Genomic DNA, 18,773 nt, shown 5'->3' with positions numbered 1-18,773 from the left:
AATGTCTGATGGCGAAGAGTGAACCCGTCTCGGCGCGCCATGTTGCCATCATCATGGATGGTAACGGGCGCTGGGCCAAGAAGCGCCACCTGCCGCGCGCGCTGGGCCACCAGCGCGGCGTCGAATCGGTTCGGCGCGTTGTGCGCGGCGCGCGCGAGATGGGGCTGGAGGCGCTGACGCTCTACGCCTTTTCGACCGAGAACTGGCGCCGGCCGGAGGAGGAAGTCTCCGACCTCATGAGCCTGATGAAGCGCTTCATCCTCTCCGACCTCGACGAGTTCGCAGCGGCAGGGGTGCGGCTCAAGATCATCGGCGATTACAAGGCGTTCAAGCCCGACGTCGTGGAACTGGTCGAAGGTGCGGTCGCCCGCACCGCCGGCAACACCGGGACCACGCTGGCGGTCGCGCTCAACTACGGTTCGCAGGACGAGATCGCCCGCGCCGCCACCAAGGCGGCCGCCAAGGGACCGATCACGCCCGAGAGCATCGCGGCCGAGCTCGATACCGCGGACCTGCCGCCGCTCGACCTGCTGATCCGCACTTCGGGCGAAGTGCGGCTGTCGAACTTCCTGCTCTGGCAGGCCGCCTATGCCGAGATGATGTTCACCGAAGTGCTCTGGCCGGATTTCACCGCCGAACACTTGCGGCAGGCTCTCGAAGATTTCTCCACGCGGGACCGACGTTATGGCGGACGCTGATCCGGTGAAGAAGAACGCCGACCTCAAGGTGCGGAGCATCTCGGCGGCAGTCATGCTGCTGGTCGCGGGCAGCACGCTGTGGCTCGGCGGCGTGGTCTGGACCGCCTTCGTCTGCGCGGTGGCGCTCGGCGTGCTGTGGGAATGGGTCAAGCTCGCGCGGGGCGGCACGCAGAACCCGGCGGAGCGGGCAGCCTTCAACTTCGGCGGCATGGTCTACGTCGGCATCGGCGCCGCCATGCTGCTGTTCCTCCGCAACCCCGCATTCAGCCTGGCGCCGCTGCTGACGGTGCTGCTCGCGGTGATCGGAGTCGACGTCGGCGCCTACTTTACCGGACGTGCACTGGGGGGTCCGAAAATCGCGCCTGCCATCAGTCCTTCGAAAACGTGGTCCGGCCTCCTTGGCGGCGTTTTAGGTGCCACTCTGGTGCTGTTCGGTGCCGCCAGGTTCTGGCAGGAGGGGCTGATCTCGGTCCATCCGCAGGGCAATGCCGCCGACGGTCCGGCTTGCTTCGGGATGCAGCCCTGCTGGTACCTGACGGCAAACCCGGTGCCGCTATTCGCAACCTGCCTGATGACCGGCATCCTCCTCGCCGTCTGCGCGCAGGCCGGAGATTTCTTCGAGAGCTGGATGAAGCGGCGGGCAGGGGTCAAGGATTCGGGCCACTTCATTCCGGGCCACGGCGGTTTCTTCGACCGGCTCGACGGCTTGCTCGCGGTGCTTTTCGTGTTAGGCCTCATGATCCTGTTCCAGCCGCGATGACGACCATGCGCACCATTTCCGTTCTCGGAGCCACCGGCTCGATAGGCGCCTCGACGCTGGACCTCGTGCGGCGCAGCCCCGCCGACTGGCGGGTCGTGGCGCTGACCGCCAACGCCAACGTGCCTGAACTGGCGCGGCTCGCGGTGGAGTTTTCCGCCCAAATCGCCGTCGTCGCCGACGAGGCCAGTCTCGCGGACTTGCGCGAAGCGCTGGCCGGCACGGGAATCGAGGCGGCAGGCGGTCAGGCCGCGCTGGTCGAGGCCGCGGCGCGCGGCGCCGACGTCACGGTTGCCGCCATCGTCGGCTGCGCGGGCCTCGCGCCCACCATGGCCGCGATCGAGCAGGGCCGCGTCATTGCGCTCGCGAACAAGGAAGCCCTGGTTTCGGCCGGTGAGGTCATGACGGCCGCCGTCGCCCGTCACGGTGCCACGCTGCTGCCGATCGATTCCGAGCACAATGCGATCTTCCAGTGCCTTCAGGGCAACGATCTCGACGATGTTCGCTGGATCACGCTCACCGCCAGTGGCGGGCCGTTCCGGGACTGGTCGCTCGACAAGCTGACGCTGGCCACTCCGGCGCAGGCGGTCAAGCATCCGAACTGGGACATGGGCGCGAAGATCAGCGTCGATTCGGCGACGATGTTCAACAAGGGCCTCGAACTGATCGAGGCGCACTATCTCTTCCCGGTGGGCCTCGATCGTCTCCGCATCATCGTCCACCCGCAATCGGTCGTCCATTCGATGGTCGAATACCGCGACGGTTCGACACTGGCGCAGCTCGGACCTTCCGACATGCGGGTGCCGATCGCCTCGGCATTGGCGTGGCCGGGGCGGATGGACACGCCCTGCGCGCCGCTCGACCTTGCGGAAATCGGTGAGCTCACCTTCCGCCGTCCCGACGAAGTGCGTTTTCCCGCAACGCGTCTTGCCAGAGAAGCTGCGGAGGCCGGAGGCGGCATCCCCGCCGTGCTCAATGCCGCTAACGAGGTGGCGGTGGCCGCTTTTCTCGGTGGCCGGATACCCTTCACCCGCATCGCCGCCCAGGTCGAGGACGTGCTCGGCGCCTATTCGCCGGCCCCGCCCGCGAGCCTGTCGGACGTACTGGCTGTTGACGGCGAGGCGCGGGCAAGGGCAAGCATGCTCGCAGGGGCCGCGTGACGATACGCGGTCCGATGGAGATTCTCTGATTTGACCGGATCGCCCAATCTGCTGACGACGATCTTCGCGTTCCTGCTGGTTCTCGGGCCGCTCGTGCTGATCCACGAACTCGGCCACTATCTGGTCGGAAGGCTGTTCGGCGTGAAGGCGGATGCCTTCTCGATCGGCTTCGGCAAGGAGATCGCCGGCTGGACCGACAGGCGGGGTACTCGCTGGAAGCTCTCGGCGCTGCCGCTGGGCGGCTATGTCCAGTTCGCTGGCGACATGAACCCGGCTTCGGCGCCGAGCGCGGCGGAAGACGGCCTGACTCCGCAGGAGCGGGCGCGCACCTTCCACGTCAAGCCGCTCTGGCAGCGGGCGCTGATCGTTCTGGCCGGCCCCCTGACCAATTTCCTGCTCTGCGTGCTGATCCTGGCCGGTTTCGTCTATGCGAACGGACGCCTGATCGCCGATGCCGAAGTGGCGGGTTTCTCCGAATCGTCGGCCGCGAAGCAGGCGGGGCTGCGGGTCGGGGATCGCATCGTCGCCATTGATGGCAACCGCATCGGCAGCATCACCGATATCCCCGAACATACAGTCTACTTCCCGAACAAGACCGTGAACGTGATGGTCGATCGCGACGGGCGAAATGTCACGCTCCCCGTCAAGCTTTCCGGCGAGGAAGTTAGCGACAGGTTCGGCAACAAGGCCCGGATCGGCGACATCGGCATCGATTTTGCGGTTCCCGTGGTCAGCGGTTTCTTCGGCGATTCGCCTGCCGAGGAGGCGGGCATGGAGATCGGCGACCGTATCGTCGCGGTCGATGGCGTCGGCGTGACGAGCTTCCTTCAGGTGCCGCCGCTCATCATGTCGCGGGCGGGGCAGAAGGTCACGATCACGGTAATGCGCAAGGGCGAAGCCCATGTGCTGCCGATGACGATCGGCAGCGCGACGCAGACAGGCAGCAATGGCCGCACAGAGACCATCGGTCGCATCGGTGTTCAGTCGGGCTTCGGCCGCCGGGAGGCTGTCGGTCCGGTTCAGGCGCTGGGCATCGGCGTGGAGCGGAGCTTCGCGACCATGGGCACCATGATCACGGGAATCCGCCAGATCATCGTCGGGGACCGTTCGGTCCGGGAACTGGGCGGCCCGATCAAGATCGCCAAGTATTCCGGTGAGCAGTTCACCCTTGGTTGGGAGCCTTTCGTGGGCTTCGTGGCCATGATCTCGATTAACTTGGCATTCATCAATCTCCTGCCAATTCCTGGGCTCGACGGCGGGCACCTGGCTTTCTACGCGGCTGAACTGGTCCGTCGGAAGCCCTTGGGCCTGCGCAGTCAGGAATGGGCGATCCGCACCGGGGTGGCACTCGTGCTGGCCTTGATGCTGTTCGTCACTGTCAACGATCTGGCTTCTCTCCCGATTTTCGGGGGATAGGCTGAAGGAATTCATCAGCGATCACATTTCCGCCGGGATTGGCTGCTTGATTGGACGTCGTCCATCGGGCAGATGGGCGCGATTGTCTGTCATTTTGACAGGCAGCCTGGCGGATCGATCGGGGTCCTCGCGAAAGCGAATACGGGAATTTGCGTAGAATGATGGGATTGGTAATGGGTCGCAGCACTGACGCCCGCCGTGCGCCGCAGCTTGCAGCAGTGCTCCTGGGAACCACGATCCTCGCAGGCGTGCCAGATGCGGCATTTGCGCAGGACGCAGCAGCGTCTTCGGCTCCCGCAGCCGCGCCGGCCGCTGCGGCAGAGCCTGCCGAGACGATCCTGACTATCCAGGTTACCGGGGCCGAGCGCCTCGAGGCGCAGACGGTCATGTCCTACATCAAGCTGCGCGTGGGCCAGCCCTACACCAAGGCTGCCGGTGACGCCGCGCTGAAGGATCTTTACGGCACCGAACTGTTCTCGGAAGTGCAGGTAACCAACGACAAGGGTGTCGTGACCATCCAGGTCAAGGAAAACCCCGTCGTCAACCGCATCATCCTCGAGGGCAACAAGCGCATCAAGGACGACAAGATCCTGCCGGAGATCAAGGTCTCTCCGCGCCAGATCTTCACCCGCTCGAAGATCCGCGCCGACGTTGCGCGCATCATCGAACTCTACAAGCGTCAGGGCCGCTACGCCGCGACCGTCGAGCCGAAGATGGTCATGCTCGACCAGAACCGCGTCGACATCGTCTTCGAGATCACCGAGGGCGACAAGTCCAAGGTCCGCCAGATCAACATCCTTGGCAACGAGCACTTCTCCGACGGCGAACTGCGCGGCCAGATGGTGACGAAGCAGTCGCGCATCACGCGCATCTTCAGCTCGGGAACCAGCTACGATCCCGATCGCATGGCCTTCGACCAGCAGAAGCTGCGCCAGTTCTACCTGACGCAGGGTTATGCCGATTTCCGCGTGGTTTCGGCGGTCGCCGAACTGACGCCGGACAAGAAGGACTTCATCATCACTTATGTGGTGGAGGAAGGTAAGCGCTACAAGTTCGGCGACGTGAAGGTCGAAAGCCAGCTGCGCGACTTCGACGGCGAGAAGCTGGCGAAGAACCTGTCGATGAAGAAGGGCGACTGGTACAACGCCAAGCTCGTCGAAGACACCATCGAGGGCCTGAACGACACCGCCGGTGCCTTCGGCTATGCTTTCGCCGACGTGCGTCCGCAGTACGATCGCGACAAGGAAAACCTCACCATGGGGCTGACCTTCGTGATCCAGGAGGCGCCGCGCGTCTATGTCGAGCGGATCGACATCAACGGCAACACCCTGACCCAGGACAAGGTCGTCCGCCGCGAGTTCCGTCTCGCCGAAGGTGACGCTTTCAACTCGCTGCAGGTCAAGCGTTCGACCAACCGCATCAAGTCTCTCGGTTACTTCCAGGAGAAGTTCGAGGTCGAACAGAAGCCCGGTTCCGCCGAAGATCGCATTATCCTCGAAGCCAACCTCGAGGAGAAGCCGACCGGAGAGCTGCAGCTCTCGGCCGGTTTCTCGAGCCTTGAGCGCTTCATCTTCCAGGCCTCGATCCGCCAGCGCAACTTCCGCGGCCGCGGTCAGACGATCGGTCTTTCGGGCAGCTATTCGTCCTACTCGAAGTCGGTCGAAGCGAGCTTCGTGGAGCCCTACCTGTTCGACAAGAACGTCTCGCTGGGCGTGGACATCTATCGCCGCGACTACAACAGCTTCCAGTACTACAACTCGGACCGCAACACGACCTACCAGCAGTCGACCACCGGCTTCCAGGTTCGTGCCGGTGTTCCGCTGACCGAGTACCTCACCGCGGTTGGCCGCTACACGCTCAACTACGACGACGTGACCTTGTCCAAGAGCACGTATTATTCCGTCAATTCCAACGGCGAATACGTTTGCGATCCGCTTCGCGCAGGACGCTATCTCTGCGACGCGATCGGCCAGCGGCTGAGCTCGATCCTCGGCTTCTCGCTGATCTACGACAACCTCGACAATCGCATGCGCCCGACCCGCGGCGAAACCATCTCGACCAACATCGACGTGGCCGGTCTTGGCGGCGACGTGAAGTATGTGCGCCTGCGTGCGAATGCCGCGAAGTACTGGCCGCTGGGCAGTGGCTTCATCTTCTCGCTCCAGGGCGAGGGCGGTGCGATCAAGGGCTGGGGCGGCGACGATATTCGCCTGACCGATCGCTTCTATCTGGGCGAGCCCCAGATTCGCGGCTTCGGCATTCGCGGCATCGGTCCGCGCGTGGTGCGTAGCTATTACGCCGACGCGACGGCTGCCTCCAACAACGAAGTAAGTTCGGATTCGGATGACGCGCTGGGTGGCCGCTACTACTACATGAGCCGTGCCGAGCTTGAAATTCCGCTCGGTTCCGGCGCTCGTGAAATGGGCCTTCGTCCCTCGATCTTCGTGGATGCCGGCGCGGTATGGGCGATCAAGTCGCCCGAGCTGAGCCACTGCAAGGCGGGCTGCTTCATCGGCAATCGCGATTCCGACGGCAATCAGCTTTACCAGCAGACTGCGTCGGACGGGACGATCTCGTACGTTACCAGCCCGACAAATACGGTTACCGGCGAGGCGAACACGCTTTACGGCACCACCACCTATTTCGACGAAACCTTCGTCGGCAACACCTGGAAGCCCCGCGTCGCGATCGGCTTCGGCGTCAACTGGAACTCGCCTTTCGGCCCGTTCCGTATCGACATCTCCAAGGCGCTGCTGAAGTACGACGGCGACAACACCAAGACCTTCACTTTCAACGTGGGAACTCAATTCTGATGAACATGCTTCTCAAGTCCGCCGCTCTGGCCTCGGGCCTGGCGCTTGTCGCTCTGGCCCAGCCCGCGCTGGCGCAGGCCGTACCCGCCTCGAAGGTTGCCGTGGTCGACCTTGACCGCGTTGCGCGCGAATGCAACGCCTGCAAGACCGCCAACCAGGCGCTGCAGCAGCAGATCCAGACCTTCGAAGCACGTCGCAACCAGCTTCAGGCTTCGCTTCAGCCCGAAGCACAGGGTCTCGAAACCGCTGTGAAGGCACTGGGCGGCAAGCAGCCCGACGCCGCGCTGCAGACCCGCATCCAGGCTTACCAGCAGAAGGAACAGCAGGCCGGCCAGGAACTGCAGGGCCAGCAGCAGCAGATCCAGCGCAACCAGGCCTATGTCGGCCAGCAGATCCAGGCGCAGCTGCAGAACCTCTACAAGCCGGCGATGCAGAAGCGCGGCGCCAACATGCTGGTCGAGATGGGCCAGACGCTGGCCTATGATCCGTCGCTGGACATCACCACCGACGTTCTGACCGCGCTGAACGGCGCGCTGACCACGATCAACACCACCGCTCCGGCGCAGCAGCAGCCTGCTCCGGCGGCCTCGGGCCGCTAAGAGCGACGGCGGGTAGAGCGATGAGCGATTCGACCGAGTTCGTCTACGACACCGCGAAGATCCTGGCGGCGCTGCCGCATCGCTACCCGATGCTGCTTGTCGACCGTGTGGTCTCGTTCGATGAGAACGAGATCCACGCGGTCAAGGCCGTGAGCTTCAACGAGGACTTCTTCCAGGGGCACTTCCCCGGCCGTCCGATCATGCCCGGCGTGCTTCAGATCGAGGCGCTCGCGCAGGCGGCGGGAATTCTTGCGATTGAAGCGCTTGGCCTCGCAGGGACCGGCAAGCTGGTCTACTTCATGGCGATCGAGGAAGCGAAGTTCCGTAACCCCGTGACGCCGGGCAACCTGCTCGACCTGCGGGCCGGCTTCGTTCAGAAGCGTTCGCGTGTCTGCAAGTTCTGGGGCAAGGCCTCGATCGGCGAAAAGGTGACCTGCGAGGTCAACTTCACCGCCATGATCGCCGACGCCTGACGGATGGGGGGAGGGCTTGCCTTCCCCTTAATCCTTGCAATTTCGGGGCTGCCCCTGTAAGGGCGCCGCTTTCCCAAGCAGGCCGGTCGGAACCGGCCATATGCGAAGAGAGATACGACATGAAGGCCGATACCCATCCCGACTACCACCTGATCACCGTTCAGATGACCGATGGCAGCACGTTCCAGACCCGCTCGACCTGGGGCTCGGAAGGTGACACGCTGGTTCTCGACATCGATCCGACGTCGCACCCGGCCTGGACCGGCGGCAAGGCTCAGCTGCAGGACGGCGGCCGCGTTGCCCAGTTCAACAAGCGTTTCGGTGGCCTTTCGCTCAAGAAGAACTGAGCGCGAAGTCAGCTTCACGAACACGAAGAAGGCGGCCTTTCGAGGCCGCCTTTTTTGTTGCCTGCTGCAGATGCGGCATCCTGACGGTCAGGCTTCGAACCCGAAATCCATCAGGTCGTGCCAATCGAATCGGTCGGCCGGGACCGGATGCAGGAACTCCATGCCTGCCGCGTCGCCGCGCACCCAGCGGACGATGGCGTCCAGTTTCGCGCTCGTGCCGAGGCGAATCGAAACAAAGGCGCCTTGCCGCAGCCATGTCGCTTCACCGCGCACGCTGCATCCGTGGGCGGAAACGTCGGCGAGTTGCACGCCCATGCAGCCGCCACGAAGCGATTCGAGTGTTGCCTCGTGGCACGTTATGTGGCGGTCTTCCCGCCGCCGTTCGTCCCGCGTTTGCGGAGAGCAGGCCTTGAGCCTTGCGAGCGGTGCGTTCACTGTGCGATGTCCTTGGCTTCCCGAGGGATTTTCTGGCCGCTTGATTTTCGGCCATTGAGTTCTCGGAGCCAATTTCGGCCAATATCGTTAACGGTCAGTCACCGCGCGCCTTTGCCCTGCGGAAAATCCGTAAGGGCAGGGCGGCGGAAGTTCGCAGATGCCGGTCAACCGGCTCGCAAATGGAGAAGCGCAATGATCCGTACCCTGAAAATCCTGGCGGCATGTGGTGCCGCTGTCGTGGCCGGCCAGGCACTTGCCCAGGATACCGCGCCTGCCGCCGCGAGCGGTCCGATGGTTCATGCAGACGTGATCGGCCTCGACGGCAAGTCGCTTGGAATGGTGATGCTGCAGGACACGCCTGCCGGCGTCCTCGTGACGACTGACCTGAAGGGACTGCCCGCCGGCGATCACGGTTTCCATTTCCATGAGAAGGGCCTGTGTGATCCTGCCCAGAAATTCACGACGGCGGGCGGTCACTTCACCGGCGGCGAGCACAAGCACGGCCTCATGGTCATGGGCGGTCCGCACGGCGGAGACATGCCGAACCAGCATGTCGGGACTGACGGTCTGCTCAAGGCACAGGTTCTGAACACGGGCGTGACCCTTGCGGCAGGCGCCAAGTCTCTTGCGGATGCCGATGGTTCGGCCCTGGTGATCCATGCCGACCCTGACGACTATACCAGCCAGCCCGCGGGCAATGCCGGCGGCCGCATCGCCTGCGCCGTGATCAGCGCGCCGAAGTAAATGCCCAAGCGGCTGGGGACCGGCGGCGCGCCACTCCTCGGCCGCTCATCCTCGAACCGTCATCCCCAAGGCTTTTCGCGATACCACTGGGTGATGACGTACTTGAGTCCCTTGCGCACTTTCATGGCGTGATGAAGCGTTGCGGGATTGAGTGTGCCGTCCGGGCGGCGATTGTTCCAGGCGATGAGCTTGCCGCGTTCCGGCTGGACCAGTTTGTCGATCACCTTGAACCGCGTCGCGCCGCCGGCTTCTACCGTGTTGAGGTAGATCATGAAGGTCCAGGTGCGCTGCCCGGACACCGTACAGTACTTCTTGTAGTCGTCGTTGTTGGGCTCGAAATAGTCGGTGTGGGCCTTGAACTCCTGCCCTACCTCGTAGCGCTGCCCTTGCAGCGGCTCGGCGTGGGCAGGGTCGATCCCCGACAGTTTCGACAGCTTCTCCGCCAGTGCCGCAACCGCGGGAACATCGGGCGAGAGGTCGCAGGTGGAACTGGTGCGAAAGGCATTGTCGCCATTGAAGTTGGCGATCGTGGACGGGCGATGCCGCGCCTCGATCAGGGCGACGAGTTCTTCGCATTCTGCCTCCTTGAGGAAATCGCGCAGGACGAACAGGTCGAGCCTCGAGGATGGGAAGCGTTGCACGCCGGAACGTGCGAGCAGGATCTGGCCAGATGATTCGCCGGGAGCATTCATGAGCCCTGCTTTAGCGGGGGGATCATGCCGGTAAAATTGCATTGGATCGGCCTCGTTCCGATTTTTTGCGCTCGACCTCGACTTTTTGCTTTTCAAGTCGGCAAACCTTGTGCAAAGGGCGCGCTCCCGCAACGGTCGCTTCGCAGCGAAACGGACGCGGGGCTTCGGAAAGACACGGCAAGGCCTGTGTTTTCTCGTGTGGCGATCGTAGCTCAGTTGGTTAGAGCGCCGGTTTGTGGTACCGGAGGTCGTGGGTTCGAACCCCATCGATCGCCCCATTTTATCTTTTATCCATCGTGCCATGGGGCATTTGCCGGGTGAAAAGCGCAGCGCTTTCACTTAGGCCACTTGCTCCTTTCACCGCGAACGATAGAAGCCTCCTGACATGCACGGCTTTGCCAATCCCGCCCGCTTCCTGCGCATCGCCCGTTGGCTGATGCCGCTTTGCATGGGGGCGGGAATCCTCGTTGCCCTGGCTGCTTTGGGATGGGGGCTGTTCTTCGGTCCGGCTGAACGCCTTCAGGGCGAAACGGTGCGAATCGTCTACCTTCATGTTCCCGCAGCCTGGCTCGGCATGGCCGGTTGGATGGGTATCGCCGCAGCCAGCTTCACCGAACTCGTCTGGCGCCACCCGCTCGCGGCGATTGCAGCGCGGGCCTGTGCCCTACCCGGTGCGGTCTTCACCGCGGTCTGCCTCGTTACCGGCTCCCTCTGGGGGCGGCCGGCCTGGGGCACCTGGTGGGTGTGGGACGGGCGCCTTACCAGCATGCTGGTGCTCTTGTTCCTCTATTTCGGCTGGATGGCGCTTTCGCAAGCGAGCGAGGCTTCCGACGGCGGACAGAACCGCGCCCCGGCGATCTTCGGCCTGGTTGGCGCGGTGAACATTCCCATCATCCATTATTCGGTGATCTGGTGGAACAGCCAGCATCAGGCGCCATCGATCACGGTCGGCAAGTCGGCCATGTCGGGGGCGTTCCTCTGGCCGCTGCTTTTCGCGATGCTTGGCTTCACCTTGCTCTTCGCAGGTTGCGTACTGGCCCGGATGAGGGCGATTCTGGCCAACCAGCAGGCGGAGGCCCGCTTACGGCGCAAGGCGCTGAGCGAGGCATACTGAGACGATGGAGAGGGGGACGAACTGATGCGCGAGACGATGGACCCCTGGGCTTTCGTGATGGCCGCTTATGCAATCGGCGTGGGTGCGACCGCGGCGATGGTCGCCTGGTCCCTGCTGTCGATGAAGCGCGCGGAAAAGCGCCGCGACGAAGCGAGGAAGCGCTGACGGTGGCCGCGATTTCGGGAATTCCAAAGACGTCGGGGATCAAGGCGAAACATCAGAGGCTGATCCTGCTGGTGATCGCGCTGGTGGTGCTGATCGGTGCGGGCCTGCTTGCAGCCTGGGCGCTGCGCAACCAGGCGAGCTATTTCTATGTGCCGAGCGAAATCGTGGCCAATCCGCCGGAGCCGGGCCGGGCAGTGCGCCTTGGCGGCATGGTGGAGAAGGGGTCGCTGAGGACGGAGGCCGATGGGGTGACGATTGCCTTTGCCGTGCAGGACGGCAAGGCGCATGTTCCCGTGCGGTTCAAGGGCATCGTTCCTTCGCTTTTCGTGGAAGGCTCGGGCGTCGTGGCGGAGGGCCATCTGGACGCGGGCGGAACCTTCCAGGCTGACAATCTCCTGGCCAAGCATGACGAGAACTACGTGCCGCGTGAAATGCAGGACATGAGCAGGGAACAGGCCGAGCAGGTCATGCGCGAGACGAAATGAACCAGTCGAAATGATCGCGGAACTCGGACTTGCAGCGCTTTGGCTGGCCGCTGCACTCGCTGGCCTGCAACTGATCGCGGGTGCTCTTTCGCTGACGGCGCGCGGGGCATCGCTGGCGGGCATCGTGCGTCCCGTCGCCGTCGTGCAGGGCCTTCTGGCTCTCGTTGCCTTCATGGCCCTCGTCGACCTGTTCGCTTCCACCGACCTTTCGGTGAAGCTGGTGGCGATGAACTCGCATTCGATGAAGCCGCTGATCTTCAAGATCGCCGGAACCTGGGGTAACCACGAGGGCTCGATGCTGCTCTGGGTCACCGTCATGGGTGTGGCTGGTGGGTTCGTGGCGCTCGTGGAGAAGCGGCTGCCGGAGCCGACCATGCTGGCGACGCTCGCGGGGCAGGCTTTCGTCAGCCTCGGCTTCTATGCCTTCCTGCTGATCGCCTCGAATCCGTTCGAACGGCTCTTGCCGGTTCCGCAGGAGGGCAATGGACTCAACCCGCTGCTTCAGGATCTCGGCCTCGCGTTCCATCCGCCCACGCTCTATCTCGGCTACGTCGGTCTGTCCGTTGCCTTCAGCTTCGCGATCGGCGCGCTCGTCACCCGGGAAGTCGGCCCTGCCTTTGCAAGGGCTATGCGCCCGTGGGTACTCGGCGCTTGGATTTTCCTGACGGTCGGCATTACGGCCGGCTCCTACTGGGCCTATTACGAGCTTGGCTGGGGCGGCTGGTGGTTCTGGGATCCGGTCGAAAACGCCTCGTTGATGCCATGGCTGGCGGCGACAGCCTTGCTCCATTCGGTCAGCGTGCTGGCAGCGCGCAATGCGCTGCGCGCCTGGACGATGATGCTCGGGGTGGTGGCGTTCTCGATGTCGATGATCGGCACTTTCCTCGTGCGCTCAGGCATTCTGACCAGCGTCCATGCTTTCGCGGTCGACCCCGAGCGCGGATCTTTCATCCTTGCGCTGCTGGCGATCAATATCGGCGGAGCGCTCATCTTGTTTGCCCTGCGCGCGGCGACCGTGACCGAAGGCGAGCGCTTTGCCGTCGTCAGCCGCGAGGGCGCTCTCGTGTTCAACAACGTCATGCTTTCGGCGATTCTCGGCATCGTCCTGTTCGGCACGCTCTATCCGCTGGTGGCCGAGGCGATGGGTGCGAAAGTCTCCGTCGGGCCGCCCTATTTCAATCCGATGGGCGCGCTTTTCGCGGTTCCGATGCTGATCGTGCTGATGGTGGGGCCGCTGCTGCGCTGGAGGCGCGATTCGTTCCCGCGCATCGGCAAGACTCTGGTGATCCCGGCCATGCTGATCGTTGCGGGAATGATTGCCATGGTGGCGATCGGCGGTGTCTCGTTGTTGTCGACGCTGGGCTTCGCGCTGGCGCTCGGCCTGGGATGGGCCAGCGTCCTGCCGCTCAAGGGGCGGAACCTGCGCCGCACGCCGTTGCCGGTCTGGGGCATGGTGGTGGCGCATCTCGGTATTGCCGTGTCGCTACTGGGGATGAGCTGCGAAAGCGCGTTCTCGATCGAGAAGCTTGTCGCGGTGAAGGCCGGCGACGTTACCGAAGTCGGCCCGTGGCAGGTGAAACTCGATACCGTGGAACCGGTGGCAGGGCCGAACTGGACGGCGCTCGAAGCGCGGCTGCTCGTGCGCTATGGCGATACCGGGCGGGTGATTCAGATCGATCCGCAATCGCGCAGTTTCTGGGCGCCGCCGCAGCAGACCAGCGAATCGGCATTGCTGACGCGCTGGAACGGGCAGCTTTATGCGGTTCTGGGCGGAGAAGCCGAGGATGGGCGCTGGCAGCTTCGCTTGTGGTGGAAACCTTTCGTGACGATGATCTGGCTTGGCGGTCTGATGATTGCGCTGGGCGGCTTCCTGGCCCTGCTTGGCCGCGTGGCGAGCGACCTTCGCCGTATCTTCGCCCGTGACAAGATCGCGTACCGCCGCGAACGTCAGGCCCAGCTGGGAGAGCGCTCATGAGCGAACCGTCCGCCAAGGCGCCTCGCTGGGCGATCTGGCTGCCTCTGGCGCTGTTCGTGGCGTTCGTGGCGCTTGTCATGCTCGGGCTCTATCGCCCGGCCGACAAGACCGTGGCCAGCACGCTTGTCGGCAAGCCGATGCCGGCGTTCTCCCTGCCCGCGGCATTGCCGGATCGGCCTGGACTGAACAGTGCGGATATGGCTGACGGCAAGCCCCATCTCGTCAACATCTTCGCCTCCTGGTGCATTCCCTGCCGTGTCGAGGCGCCGCAACTGGGAGCCTTGGCCCGGGCCGGAGTCCCGATCGAGGGCATATCGGTGAGGGACAGCACCGAGGCGTTGCAAGGGTTCCTCAAGGAAAACGGCGATCCCTACAAGCGGGTCGGCGCGGATGACGACGGCAAGGTGCAGTTGTCGCTCGGTTCGTCAGGCGTGCCTGAGACTTACGTGATCGATGGCAAGGGCGTGATCCGCTACCAGCACATCGGCGAAATCAGGCCGGACCAGATCCCGCTGATTCTCGAAAAGCTCAAGGAAGCGAGCCAGTGACCCGTTTCTTCGCGGCATTGCTGCTGACACTGGTCATGTGGACCGCCTTGCCCGCGGCGGCGCAGGAGGAGCAGTCCACCGCGCCTTATGCCTATCGCCAGCTTGACGATCCCGCAAAGGAACAACAGGCCCAGACGTTGATGGAAACGCTGCGCTGCCTGCAGTGCCAGGGACAGTCGATCGCCGATTCGGACGCACCCATCGCCGGTTCCATGCGCTCGCTCGTGCGGGAGCGGATCGCCGCCGGGGAGGACCCCGAAGCGATTCGCGGCTGGCTGATCGAACGCTACGGAGACTATGTCAGTTATGCCCCGCAACTGACGGCGCTGACCTGGCCGTTGTTTGCAGTGCCGCTGTTCCTGTTGGCGCTGGCGGCATTGCTGCTACGCAAACGGTTCCGACGGGGCGGCCCGGTGCCGGGAGATTCGCTGTGACCTGGGTCTTCGTCGCGCTGCTCGCGATCGTTTCCTTTGTGCTGATCGTGTTCGTGTTCAAGGCGCCGAGGGGCGGGCGTGAGGCCATTGCTGCCGCACTGATGCTGGGGATTGCGGGCTATGCCGCGCAGGGGCGCCCCAGCGAGCCCGGCGCACCCAAGGAGGCGGCCGAGGCGCAGGACACCGAGGCCGGCGAATTCTTCGTGGAGGCGCGCGGCAAGCTGAGCCGCGAGGGCATCCCGACGAGCAATCGCTGGGTGGTGATTTCCGACGGCCTTGCCCGCAACGGTCACTACATCGACGCCGCCGGCCTGCTGCGCGGCGCGATCGAGGACGATCCCAGGAATTCTGAGGGCTGGCTGGCGCTCGGTAACGTGCTCGTCGCCCACTCGGAAGGCGTACTGACACCGGCCTCGCTCTATGCCTATCGCCAGGCGGGAGCGGCCGATCCGAAGGCGCCGGGGCCTCCCTACTTCCTCGGCCTTGCCATGGCGCAGTCCGGAAAGCTGCCGGAAGCGCGGGCGCTCTGGGCCGATCTTCTCGAACACGCTCCGGCCGATGCCGGTTGGCGCGGCCCGCTGGCGGAGCAATTGCAGCGGCTGGACGCCTTCATTGCCAGCCAGTCCTCCGGGCAGAATCCCGAGGACATGTCGGCCCGCCCATGAACGCAGCGCTAACGGTCGTTGCTAGGCTCTTATCATGCTGCTAACGGCGGGCGCTTGTCGGGGCGGTGAAATGCTGACGCGACAAGTCCATTACGGGGCGCTGGAATGAGTGATGCAAGTTCGGACACGGCTGTCGTTCCGACGGTGATCGATCCGGCGACGGGGCGCAAAGCCCCCGCCGCCGGGGGACATGGTTCCGGCAATATAACCAAGCTCGCACTTGGCGCCGTTGGCGTCGTGTTCGGCGACATCGGCACCAGCCCGCTCTATGCGTTCCGCGAAACGTTCGTCGGCCCGCATCCGCTGGCGATCGATGAACTCCATATTCTCGGCGTGGTCAGCCTGATCTTCTGGTCGATGACGCTGGTGGTTTCGGTCCAGTACGTCGGTATCCTCATGCGGGCGGACAACAAGGGGCAGGGCGGAAGCCTCGCGCTTGTTGCGCTGATTTCCGGCGCGATCCGCAAGTCCCGCTATGGCCCGCTGGTCGTCCTGCTCGGCGTCTTCGCGACTTCGCTGTTCTACGGCGATTCGATGATTACGCCTGCGGTTTCCGTGCTTTCGGCGGTCGAGGGTCTTACCGTGGTCGAATCGCGGCTGGCACCGCTGGTACTTCCCATCGCGCTGGTGCTGCTGATCGCGCTCTTCGTGATCCAGAAGAGCGGCACCGCCAAGGTCGGCGCGCTCTTCGCGCCGGTCATGGTGGTCTACTTCGCCGTGCTTGCCGTGCTCGGCATCTATCATCTCGTGCAGATGCCTTCGGTGCTGGTGGCGCTGAACCCGTGGTACGCGATCCAGTTCTTCATGACCGACAAGGTGCTGGGTTTCCTGGCGCTCGGCTCGGTCGTGCTGGCCGTTACCGGGGCCGAGGCGCTCTATTCCGACATGGGCCACTTCGGGCGCGGCCCGCTGCGGCTGTCGTGGTTCGGCGTGGTCATGCCCTGCCTGCTGATAAACTACTTCGGCCAGGCGGCGATGATCCTCGGACTGGACGATTCTGCGGCGGCAGAGGCGATGAAGAACCCGTTCTTCAATCTCGCTCCCGAAAACCTGCGCCTGCCGCTGGTGATTCTCGCGACCTGCGCTACCTTCATCGCCAGCCAAGCGGTGATTTCGGGTGCGTTCTCGATCACCCACCAGGCCATGCAACTCGGCTTCATCCCGCGCCTCTCGACTCGCCATACCAGCGAGCACGAGGTCGGGCAGATCTATATCCCGTTCGTGAACTGGGCCCTGATGACCGGCGTGATCGTGCTGGTACTGGTGTTCCAGAATTCGTCGAACCTTGCGTCCGCCTACGGTATCGCCGTTACGGGTGCGATGCTGATCGACACCTGCCTCATGGCCGTGCTGCTGATCGTGCTGTGGCGCTGGAAGCTTTGGCTGGCGGTGCCCGTCATCGTCACCTTCTTCGTGGTCGACGGGGCCTACTTCGCCGCCAATGCCACCAAGGTGCCGGATGGCGGCTGGTTCCCGCTGCTGATCGGCGGCATCGCCTTCACCTTGCTGACGACGTGGAACAAGGGCCGCCGCCTCATGCGCGACCGCATGACCGAGGCAGCGCTGCCGCTCAACGTCTTTGCCAAGAGCGCCCACGGTTCTGCCGCGCGGGTACCGGGGACGGCGATCTTCATGGCCTCCAGCAACGCCGGTGTGCCTTCGGCGCTGCTTCACAACATCAAGCACAACAAGGTGCTGCATGAACGCGTGGTGGTTCTGACGGTCGAAGTGCAGGACGTGCCTTATGTCGAGCCTGCTGAGCGCTACTCGGTGACCGACCTTGGGCAGGGCTTCTATCGCATGACGCTGCGCTACGGCTTCATGGAAGAGACGGACATTCCGGCCGCGCTTGCCCACTCCGAACTGTGCGGCGGCCCGTTCGAGATGATGAAGACCAGCTTCTTCCTCTCCCGTCAGACGCTGGTGCCTTCGGCCAAGCCCGGCATGGCGATCTGGCGGGAGAAGCTCTTCGCCTGGATGATGCGCAACGCCGCCAGTGCCATGGAATTCTTCCGCCTGCCCACCAATCGCGTGGTCGAACTGGGCAGTCAGCTCGAAATCTGACGGGAATTTTGTCATTATCCCGTGTTCTGATCGTGTTAGCTTTCGCGCAAACGATCTGGAGCCGGGACGATGAACTTCTTGTTTGGCTTGCTGCTCGCACCCTCATCGGCGGGATTCGTTCCGCCTCCGCTACCCGTGATCGACACGGTCGGCGCGCGGGCTTCTGGAGGGCCGAGCCTTGCAGGCTGGGCGCCGGGACCGGTGACCTGCAACGACGGCACGCCGGTTGACACGGCCGGGCTGGTCCATCCTTTGAAGGGTCTGTGGCGCGATTCCATGGCGCGCGGAGGCGTGACCCTGCGCTTCGATATCGACGCCTCGGGCCGGGCGATTTCGATCGAGGACCGTTATTCTCCCGGCACCGACCTCGGCCCGGCATTGGCGGCGAGCCATTTCCCGGCGGCGGCGCGCGAAGGGTGCTCGATTACCTTCACGCCGAAAGAGATACCGATCGCAGCAGCCACGATCGCCGATCTCGCGGCTTATACGATGGACCCGATTTCAGGTCGATTGCCGGGACAGGGTTGGAGCCGCTTGTGGGGAGAGGGGGACTGCATGGAGCGTCCGCGGCCCCAGGTTCTCACACGCGCCTACCCGGACTTTCGCAAAGTACCTGCGAAGCCCGGTGTGCGGGAGTGGGCACTGGTCTCCTATGACCTCGATGCAAATGGCAAGCCGGTCCATGCCCGCATCATGACGGGCAGCGGCAACCAGGCGCTCGAAAAAGAGTCCGTCAAAGCCGTCGCCAGATCGCGGTTTACCGGGGGAGCGCGGCAGGCCTGTCGTTTTCCCTACTGGCTGAAACCCGCCACGGTCCCGGCGCCGCCGATGCCCGGCCCCGGCGATCAGCCGAAGAACGCGAGCTGTCCCGCGGAAAAGCAGTGGGCCGTTCCGCCTTCACTGCGTTTTCCGCCGGCTTATGGCCGCCGCCGTATCGAAGGCTGGGCGATCGTCGCCTACGATGTGGCCCCATGGGGCGCTATCGGTAATGCCAGGGTGGTGCAGACGCAGCCTTCCGACGCTTTCGGGCGGCAGGCGCTCCAGATGCTGCAGCAGGCGAAGCTGGCAAGTTCGCCGCAAGGCGCGACGGGTTGCGTCGCGCGGGTCAGGTTCGCGATGGAACCGCAGGCCGGCTCCCGGACAGATGCAGATGCCGTGGAGCCGGAAACGGAATTCTGAATCGCGGCCC

At 64.1% G+C, this 18,773-nt stretch carries 20 protein-coding genes and 1 tRNA gene; 19 read left to right on the top strand and 2 right to left on the bottom strand.

Annotated features, from left to right (window positions below):
* Positions 1 to 8 precede the first annotated feature (8 nt).
* From uppS to rpmE, 8 genes are all read left to right on the top strand, one after another.
* Positions 9 to 698 carry a polyprenyl diphosphate synthase gene (uppS, locus tag ACXJ16_RS07955; RefSeq protein WP_132469080.1) on the top strand — a complete coding sequence of 230 codons (690 nt, stop codon included), beginning with the start codon at positions 9 to 11 and terminating at the stop codon, positions 696 to 698.
* Complete coding sequence (locus ACXJ16_RS07950; RefSeq protein WP_054439739.1) at positions 685 to 1,458, top strand: phosphatidate cytidylyltransferase; 774 nt, start codon at positions 685 to 687, stop codon at positions 1,456 to 1,458. Before uppS ends, ACXJ16_RS07950 begins: the two co-directional genes overlap by 14 nt.
* Before the next feature lie 5 nt (positions 1,459 to 1,463).
* Complete coding sequence (locus tag ACXJ16_RS07945; RefSeq protein ID WP_324699019.1) at positions 1,464 to 2,615, top strand: 1-deoxy-D-xylulose-5-phosphate reductoisomerase; 1,152 nt, start codon at positions 1,464 to 1,466, stop codon at positions 2,613 to 2,615.
* A 30-nt stretch (positions 2,616 to 2,645) separates the two neighbouring features.
* Complete coding sequence (gene rseP / locus ACXJ16_RS07940) at positions 2,646 to 4,031, top strand: RIP metalloprotease RseP (RefSeq protein WP_324698699.1); 1,386 nt, start codon at positions 2,646 to 2,648, stop codon at positions 4,029 to 4,031.
* A 173-nt stretch (positions 4,032 to 4,204) separates the two neighbouring features.
* The gene (bamA, locus tag ACXJ16_RS07935; protein ID WP_231636063.1) at positions 4,205 to 6,844 is read left to right on the top strand and encodes an outer membrane protein assembly factor BamA; all 2,640 of its coding nucleotides are present in this window, start codon (positions 4,205 to 4,207) and stop codon (positions 6,842 to 6,844) included.
* Positions 6,844 to 7,443: an OmpH/Skp family outer membrane protein gene (locus ACXJ16_RS07930; RefSeq protein WP_054439732.1), complete on the top strand. Its 600-nt coding sequence runs from the start codon at positions 6,844 to 6,846 to the stop codon at positions 7,441 to 7,443. The genes bamA and ACXJ16_RS07930 overlap by 1 nt, the downstream gene beginning before the upstream one ends.
* Positions 7,444 to 7,463: 20 nt before the next feature.
* Positions 7,464 to 7,916, top strand: a complete 453-nt coding sequence (fabZ, locus tag ACXJ16_RS07925; protein ID WP_054439729.1) for a 3-hydroxyacyl-ACP dehydratase FabZ — start codon at positions 7,464 to 7,466, stop codon at positions 7,914 to 7,916.
* A gap of 119 nt (positions 7,917 to 8,035) precedes the next feature.
* Entirely contained in the window at positions 8,036 to 8,263 is a 228-nt protein-coding gene (gene rpmE / locus ACXJ16_RS07920; protein WP_054439727.1) for a 50S ribosomal protein L31, read from the top strand.
* Between the two features lie 87 nt (positions 8,264 to 8,350).
* Here the strand turns inward: rpmE and ACXJ16_RS07915 are convergent, their stop codons facing one another.
* Complete coding sequence (locus tag ACXJ16_RS07915; protein WP_324698700.1) at positions 8,351 to 8,698, bottom strand: PilZ domain-containing protein; 348 nt, start codon at positions 8,696 to 8,698, stop codon at positions 8,351 to 8,353.
* Positions 8,699 to 8,890: 192 nt separating this feature from the next.
* On the opposite strand from ACXJ16_RS07915, the gene ACXJ16_RS07910 reads away from it, so the two are divergent.
* Entirely contained in the window at positions 8,891 to 9,442 is a 552-nt protein-coding gene (locus ACXJ16_RS07910; protein WP_054439723.1) for a superoxide dismutase family protein, read from the top strand.
* A 59-nt stretch (positions 9,443 to 9,501) separates the two neighbouring features.
* Here the strand turns inward: ACXJ16_RS07910 and ACXJ16_RS07905 are convergent, their stop codons facing one another.
* Positions 9,502 to 10,134, bottom strand: a complete 633-nt coding sequence (locus tag ACXJ16_RS07905; RefSeq protein ID WP_185997775.1) for a prolyl hydroxylase family protein — start codon at positions 10,132 to 10,134, stop codon at positions 9,502 to 9,504.
* A gap of 201 nt (positions 10,135 to 10,335) precedes the next feature.
* Between ACXJ16_RS07905 and ACXJ16_RS07900 the strand changes: the two genes are divergently transcribed.
* The 10 genes from ACXJ16_RS07900 (at position 10,336) to ACXJ16_RS07855 (ending at position 18,763) form a co-directional block, all read left to right on the top strand.
* Positions 10,336 to 10,412, top strand: a tRNA-His gene (locus ACXJ16_RS07900).
* A gap of 107 nt (positions 10,413 to 10,519) precedes the next feature.
* Entirely contained in the window at positions 10,520 to 11,248 is a 729-nt protein-coding gene (ccmC, locus tag ACXJ16_RS07895; RefSeq protein WP_324698701.1) for a heme ABC transporter permease CcmC, read from the top strand.
* A 24-nt stretch (positions 11,249 to 11,272) separates the two neighbouring features.
* Positions 11,273 to 11,413, top strand: coding sequence for a hypothetical protein (locus ACXJ16_RS07890; RefSeq protein ID WP_324698702.1), 141 nt, complete (start codon positions 11,273 to 11,275; stop codon positions 11,411 to 11,413).
* A gap of 2 nt (positions 11,414 to 11,415) precedes the next feature.
* Entirely contained in the window at positions 11,416 to 11,898 is a 483-nt protein-coding gene (ccmE, locus tag ACXJ16_RS07885; protein ID WP_420719869.1) for a cytochrome c maturation protein CcmE, read from the top strand.
* 10 nt (positions 11,899 to 11,908) lie between these two features.
* Complete coding sequence (locus ACXJ16_RS07880; RefSeq protein ID WP_185997773.1) at positions 11,909 to 13,873, top strand: heme lyase CcmF/NrfE family subunit; 1,965 nt, start codon at positions 11,909 to 11,911, stop codon at positions 13,871 to 13,873.
* Complete coding sequence (locus ACXJ16_RS07875; RefSeq protein ID WP_324698704.1) at positions 13,870 to 14,421, top strand: DsbE family thiol:disulfide interchange protein; 552 nt, start codon at positions 13,870 to 13,872, stop codon at positions 14,419 to 14,421. The genes ACXJ16_RS07880 and ACXJ16_RS07875 overlap by 4 nt, the downstream gene beginning before the upstream one ends.
* A 35-nt stretch (positions 14,422 to 14,456) precedes the next feature.
* Positions 14,457 to 14,855 carry a cytochrome c-type biogenesis protein gene (locus ACXJ16_RS07870; RefSeq protein ID WP_082370474.1) on the top strand — a complete coding sequence of 133 codons (399 nt, stop codon included), beginning with the start codon at positions 14,457 to 14,459 and terminating at the stop codon, positions 14,853 to 14,855.
* Positions 14,852 to 15,520, top strand: coding sequence for a tetratricopeptide repeat protein (locus ACXJ16_RS07865; protein ID WP_324698705.1), 669 nt, complete (start codon positions 14,852 to 14,854; stop codon positions 15,518 to 15,520). Before ACXJ16_RS07870 ends, ACXJ16_RS07865 begins: the two co-directional genes overlap by 4 nt.
* 105 nt (positions 15,521 to 15,625) lie before the next feature.
* Complete coding sequence (locus ACXJ16_RS07860) at positions 15,626 to 17,584, top strand: potassium transporter Kup (protein ID WP_185997771.1); 1,959 nt, start codon at positions 15,626 to 15,628, stop codon at positions 17,582 to 17,584.
* Between the two features lie 69 nt (positions 17,585 to 17,653).
* The gene (locus ACXJ16_RS07855) at positions 17,654 to 18,763 is read left to right on the top strand and encodes an energy transducer TonB (RefSeq protein WP_463920340.1); all 1,110 of its coding nucleotides are present in this window, start codon (positions 17,654 to 17,656) and stop codon (positions 18,761 to 18,763) included.
* Positions 18,764 to 18,773: the final 10 nt, after the last annotated feature.

Source organism: Novosphingobium sp. TK71, assembly GCF_055361505.1.
The sequence above is the reverse complement of the archived record's forward strand: the minus strand, read 5'-3'. Positions and strand labels throughout refer to the sequence as shown.

Bases quoted from the DNA above. Each gene is read 5' to 3' on its own strand.
- uppS (WP_132469080.1), top strand. From the start codon at position 9: ATGGCGAAGAGTGAACCCGTCTCGGCGCGCCATGTTGCCATCATCATG.
- ACXJ16_RS07950 (WP_054439739.1), top strand. From the start codon at position 685: ATGGCGGACGCTGATCCGGTGAAGAAGAACGCCGACCTCAAGGTGCGG.
- ACXJ16_RS07945 (WP_324699019.1), top strand. From the start codon at position 1,464: ATGCGCACCATTTCCGTTCTCGGAGCCACCGGCTCGATAGGCGCCTCG.
- bamA (WP_231636063.1), top strand. From the start codon at position 4,205: ATGGGTCGCAGCACTGACGCCCGCCGTGCGCCGCAGCTTGCAGCAGTG.
- ACXJ16_RS07930 (WP_054439732.1), top strand. From the start codon at position 6,844: ATGAACATGCTTCTCAAGTCCGCCGCTCTGGCCTCGGGCCTGGCGCTT.
- fabZ (WP_054439729.1), top strand. From the start codon at position 7,464: ATGAGCGATTCGACCGAGTTCGTCTACGACACCGCGAAGATCCTGGCG.
- rpmE (WP_054439727.1), top strand. From the start codon at position 8,036: ATGAAGGCCGATACCCATCCCGACTACCACCTGATCACCGTTCAGATG.
- ACXJ16_RS07910 (WP_054439723.1), top strand. From the start codon at position 8,891: ATGATCCGTACCCTGAAAATCCTGGCGGCATGTGGTGCCGCTGTCGTG.
- ACXJ16_RS07905 (WP_185997775.1), bottom strand. From the start codon at position 10,134: ATGAATGCTCCCGGCGAATCATCTGGCCAGATCCTGCTCGCACGTTCC.
- ccmC (WP_324698701.1), top strand. From the start codon at position 10,520: ATGCACGGCTTTGCCAATCCCGCCCGCTTCCTGCGCATCGCCCGTTGG.
- ACXJ16_RS07890 (WP_324698702.1), top strand. From the start codon at position 11,273: ATGCGCGAGACGATGGACCCCTGGGCTTTCGTGATGGCCGCTTATGCA.
- ACXJ16_RS07880 (WP_185997773.1), top strand. From the start codon at position 11,909: ATGATCGCGGAACTCGGACTTGCAGCGCTTTGGCTGGCCGCTGCACTC.
- ACXJ16_RS07875 (WP_324698704.1), top strand. From the start codon at position 13,870: ATGAGCGAACCGTCCGCCAAGGCGCCTCGCTGGGCGATCTGGCTGCCT.
- ACXJ16_RS07870 (WP_082370474.1), top strand. From the start codon at position 14,457: ATGTGGACCGCCTTGCCCGCGGCGGCGCAGGAGGAGCAGTCCACCGCG.
- ACXJ16_RS07860 (WP_185997771.1), top strand. From the start codon at position 15,626: ATGAGTGATGCAAGTTCGGACACGGCTGTCGTTCCGACGGTGATCGAT.
- ACXJ16_RS07855 (WP_463920340.1), top strand. From the start codon at position 17,654: ATGAACTTCTTGTTTGGCTTGCTGCTCGCACCCTCATCGGCGGGATTC.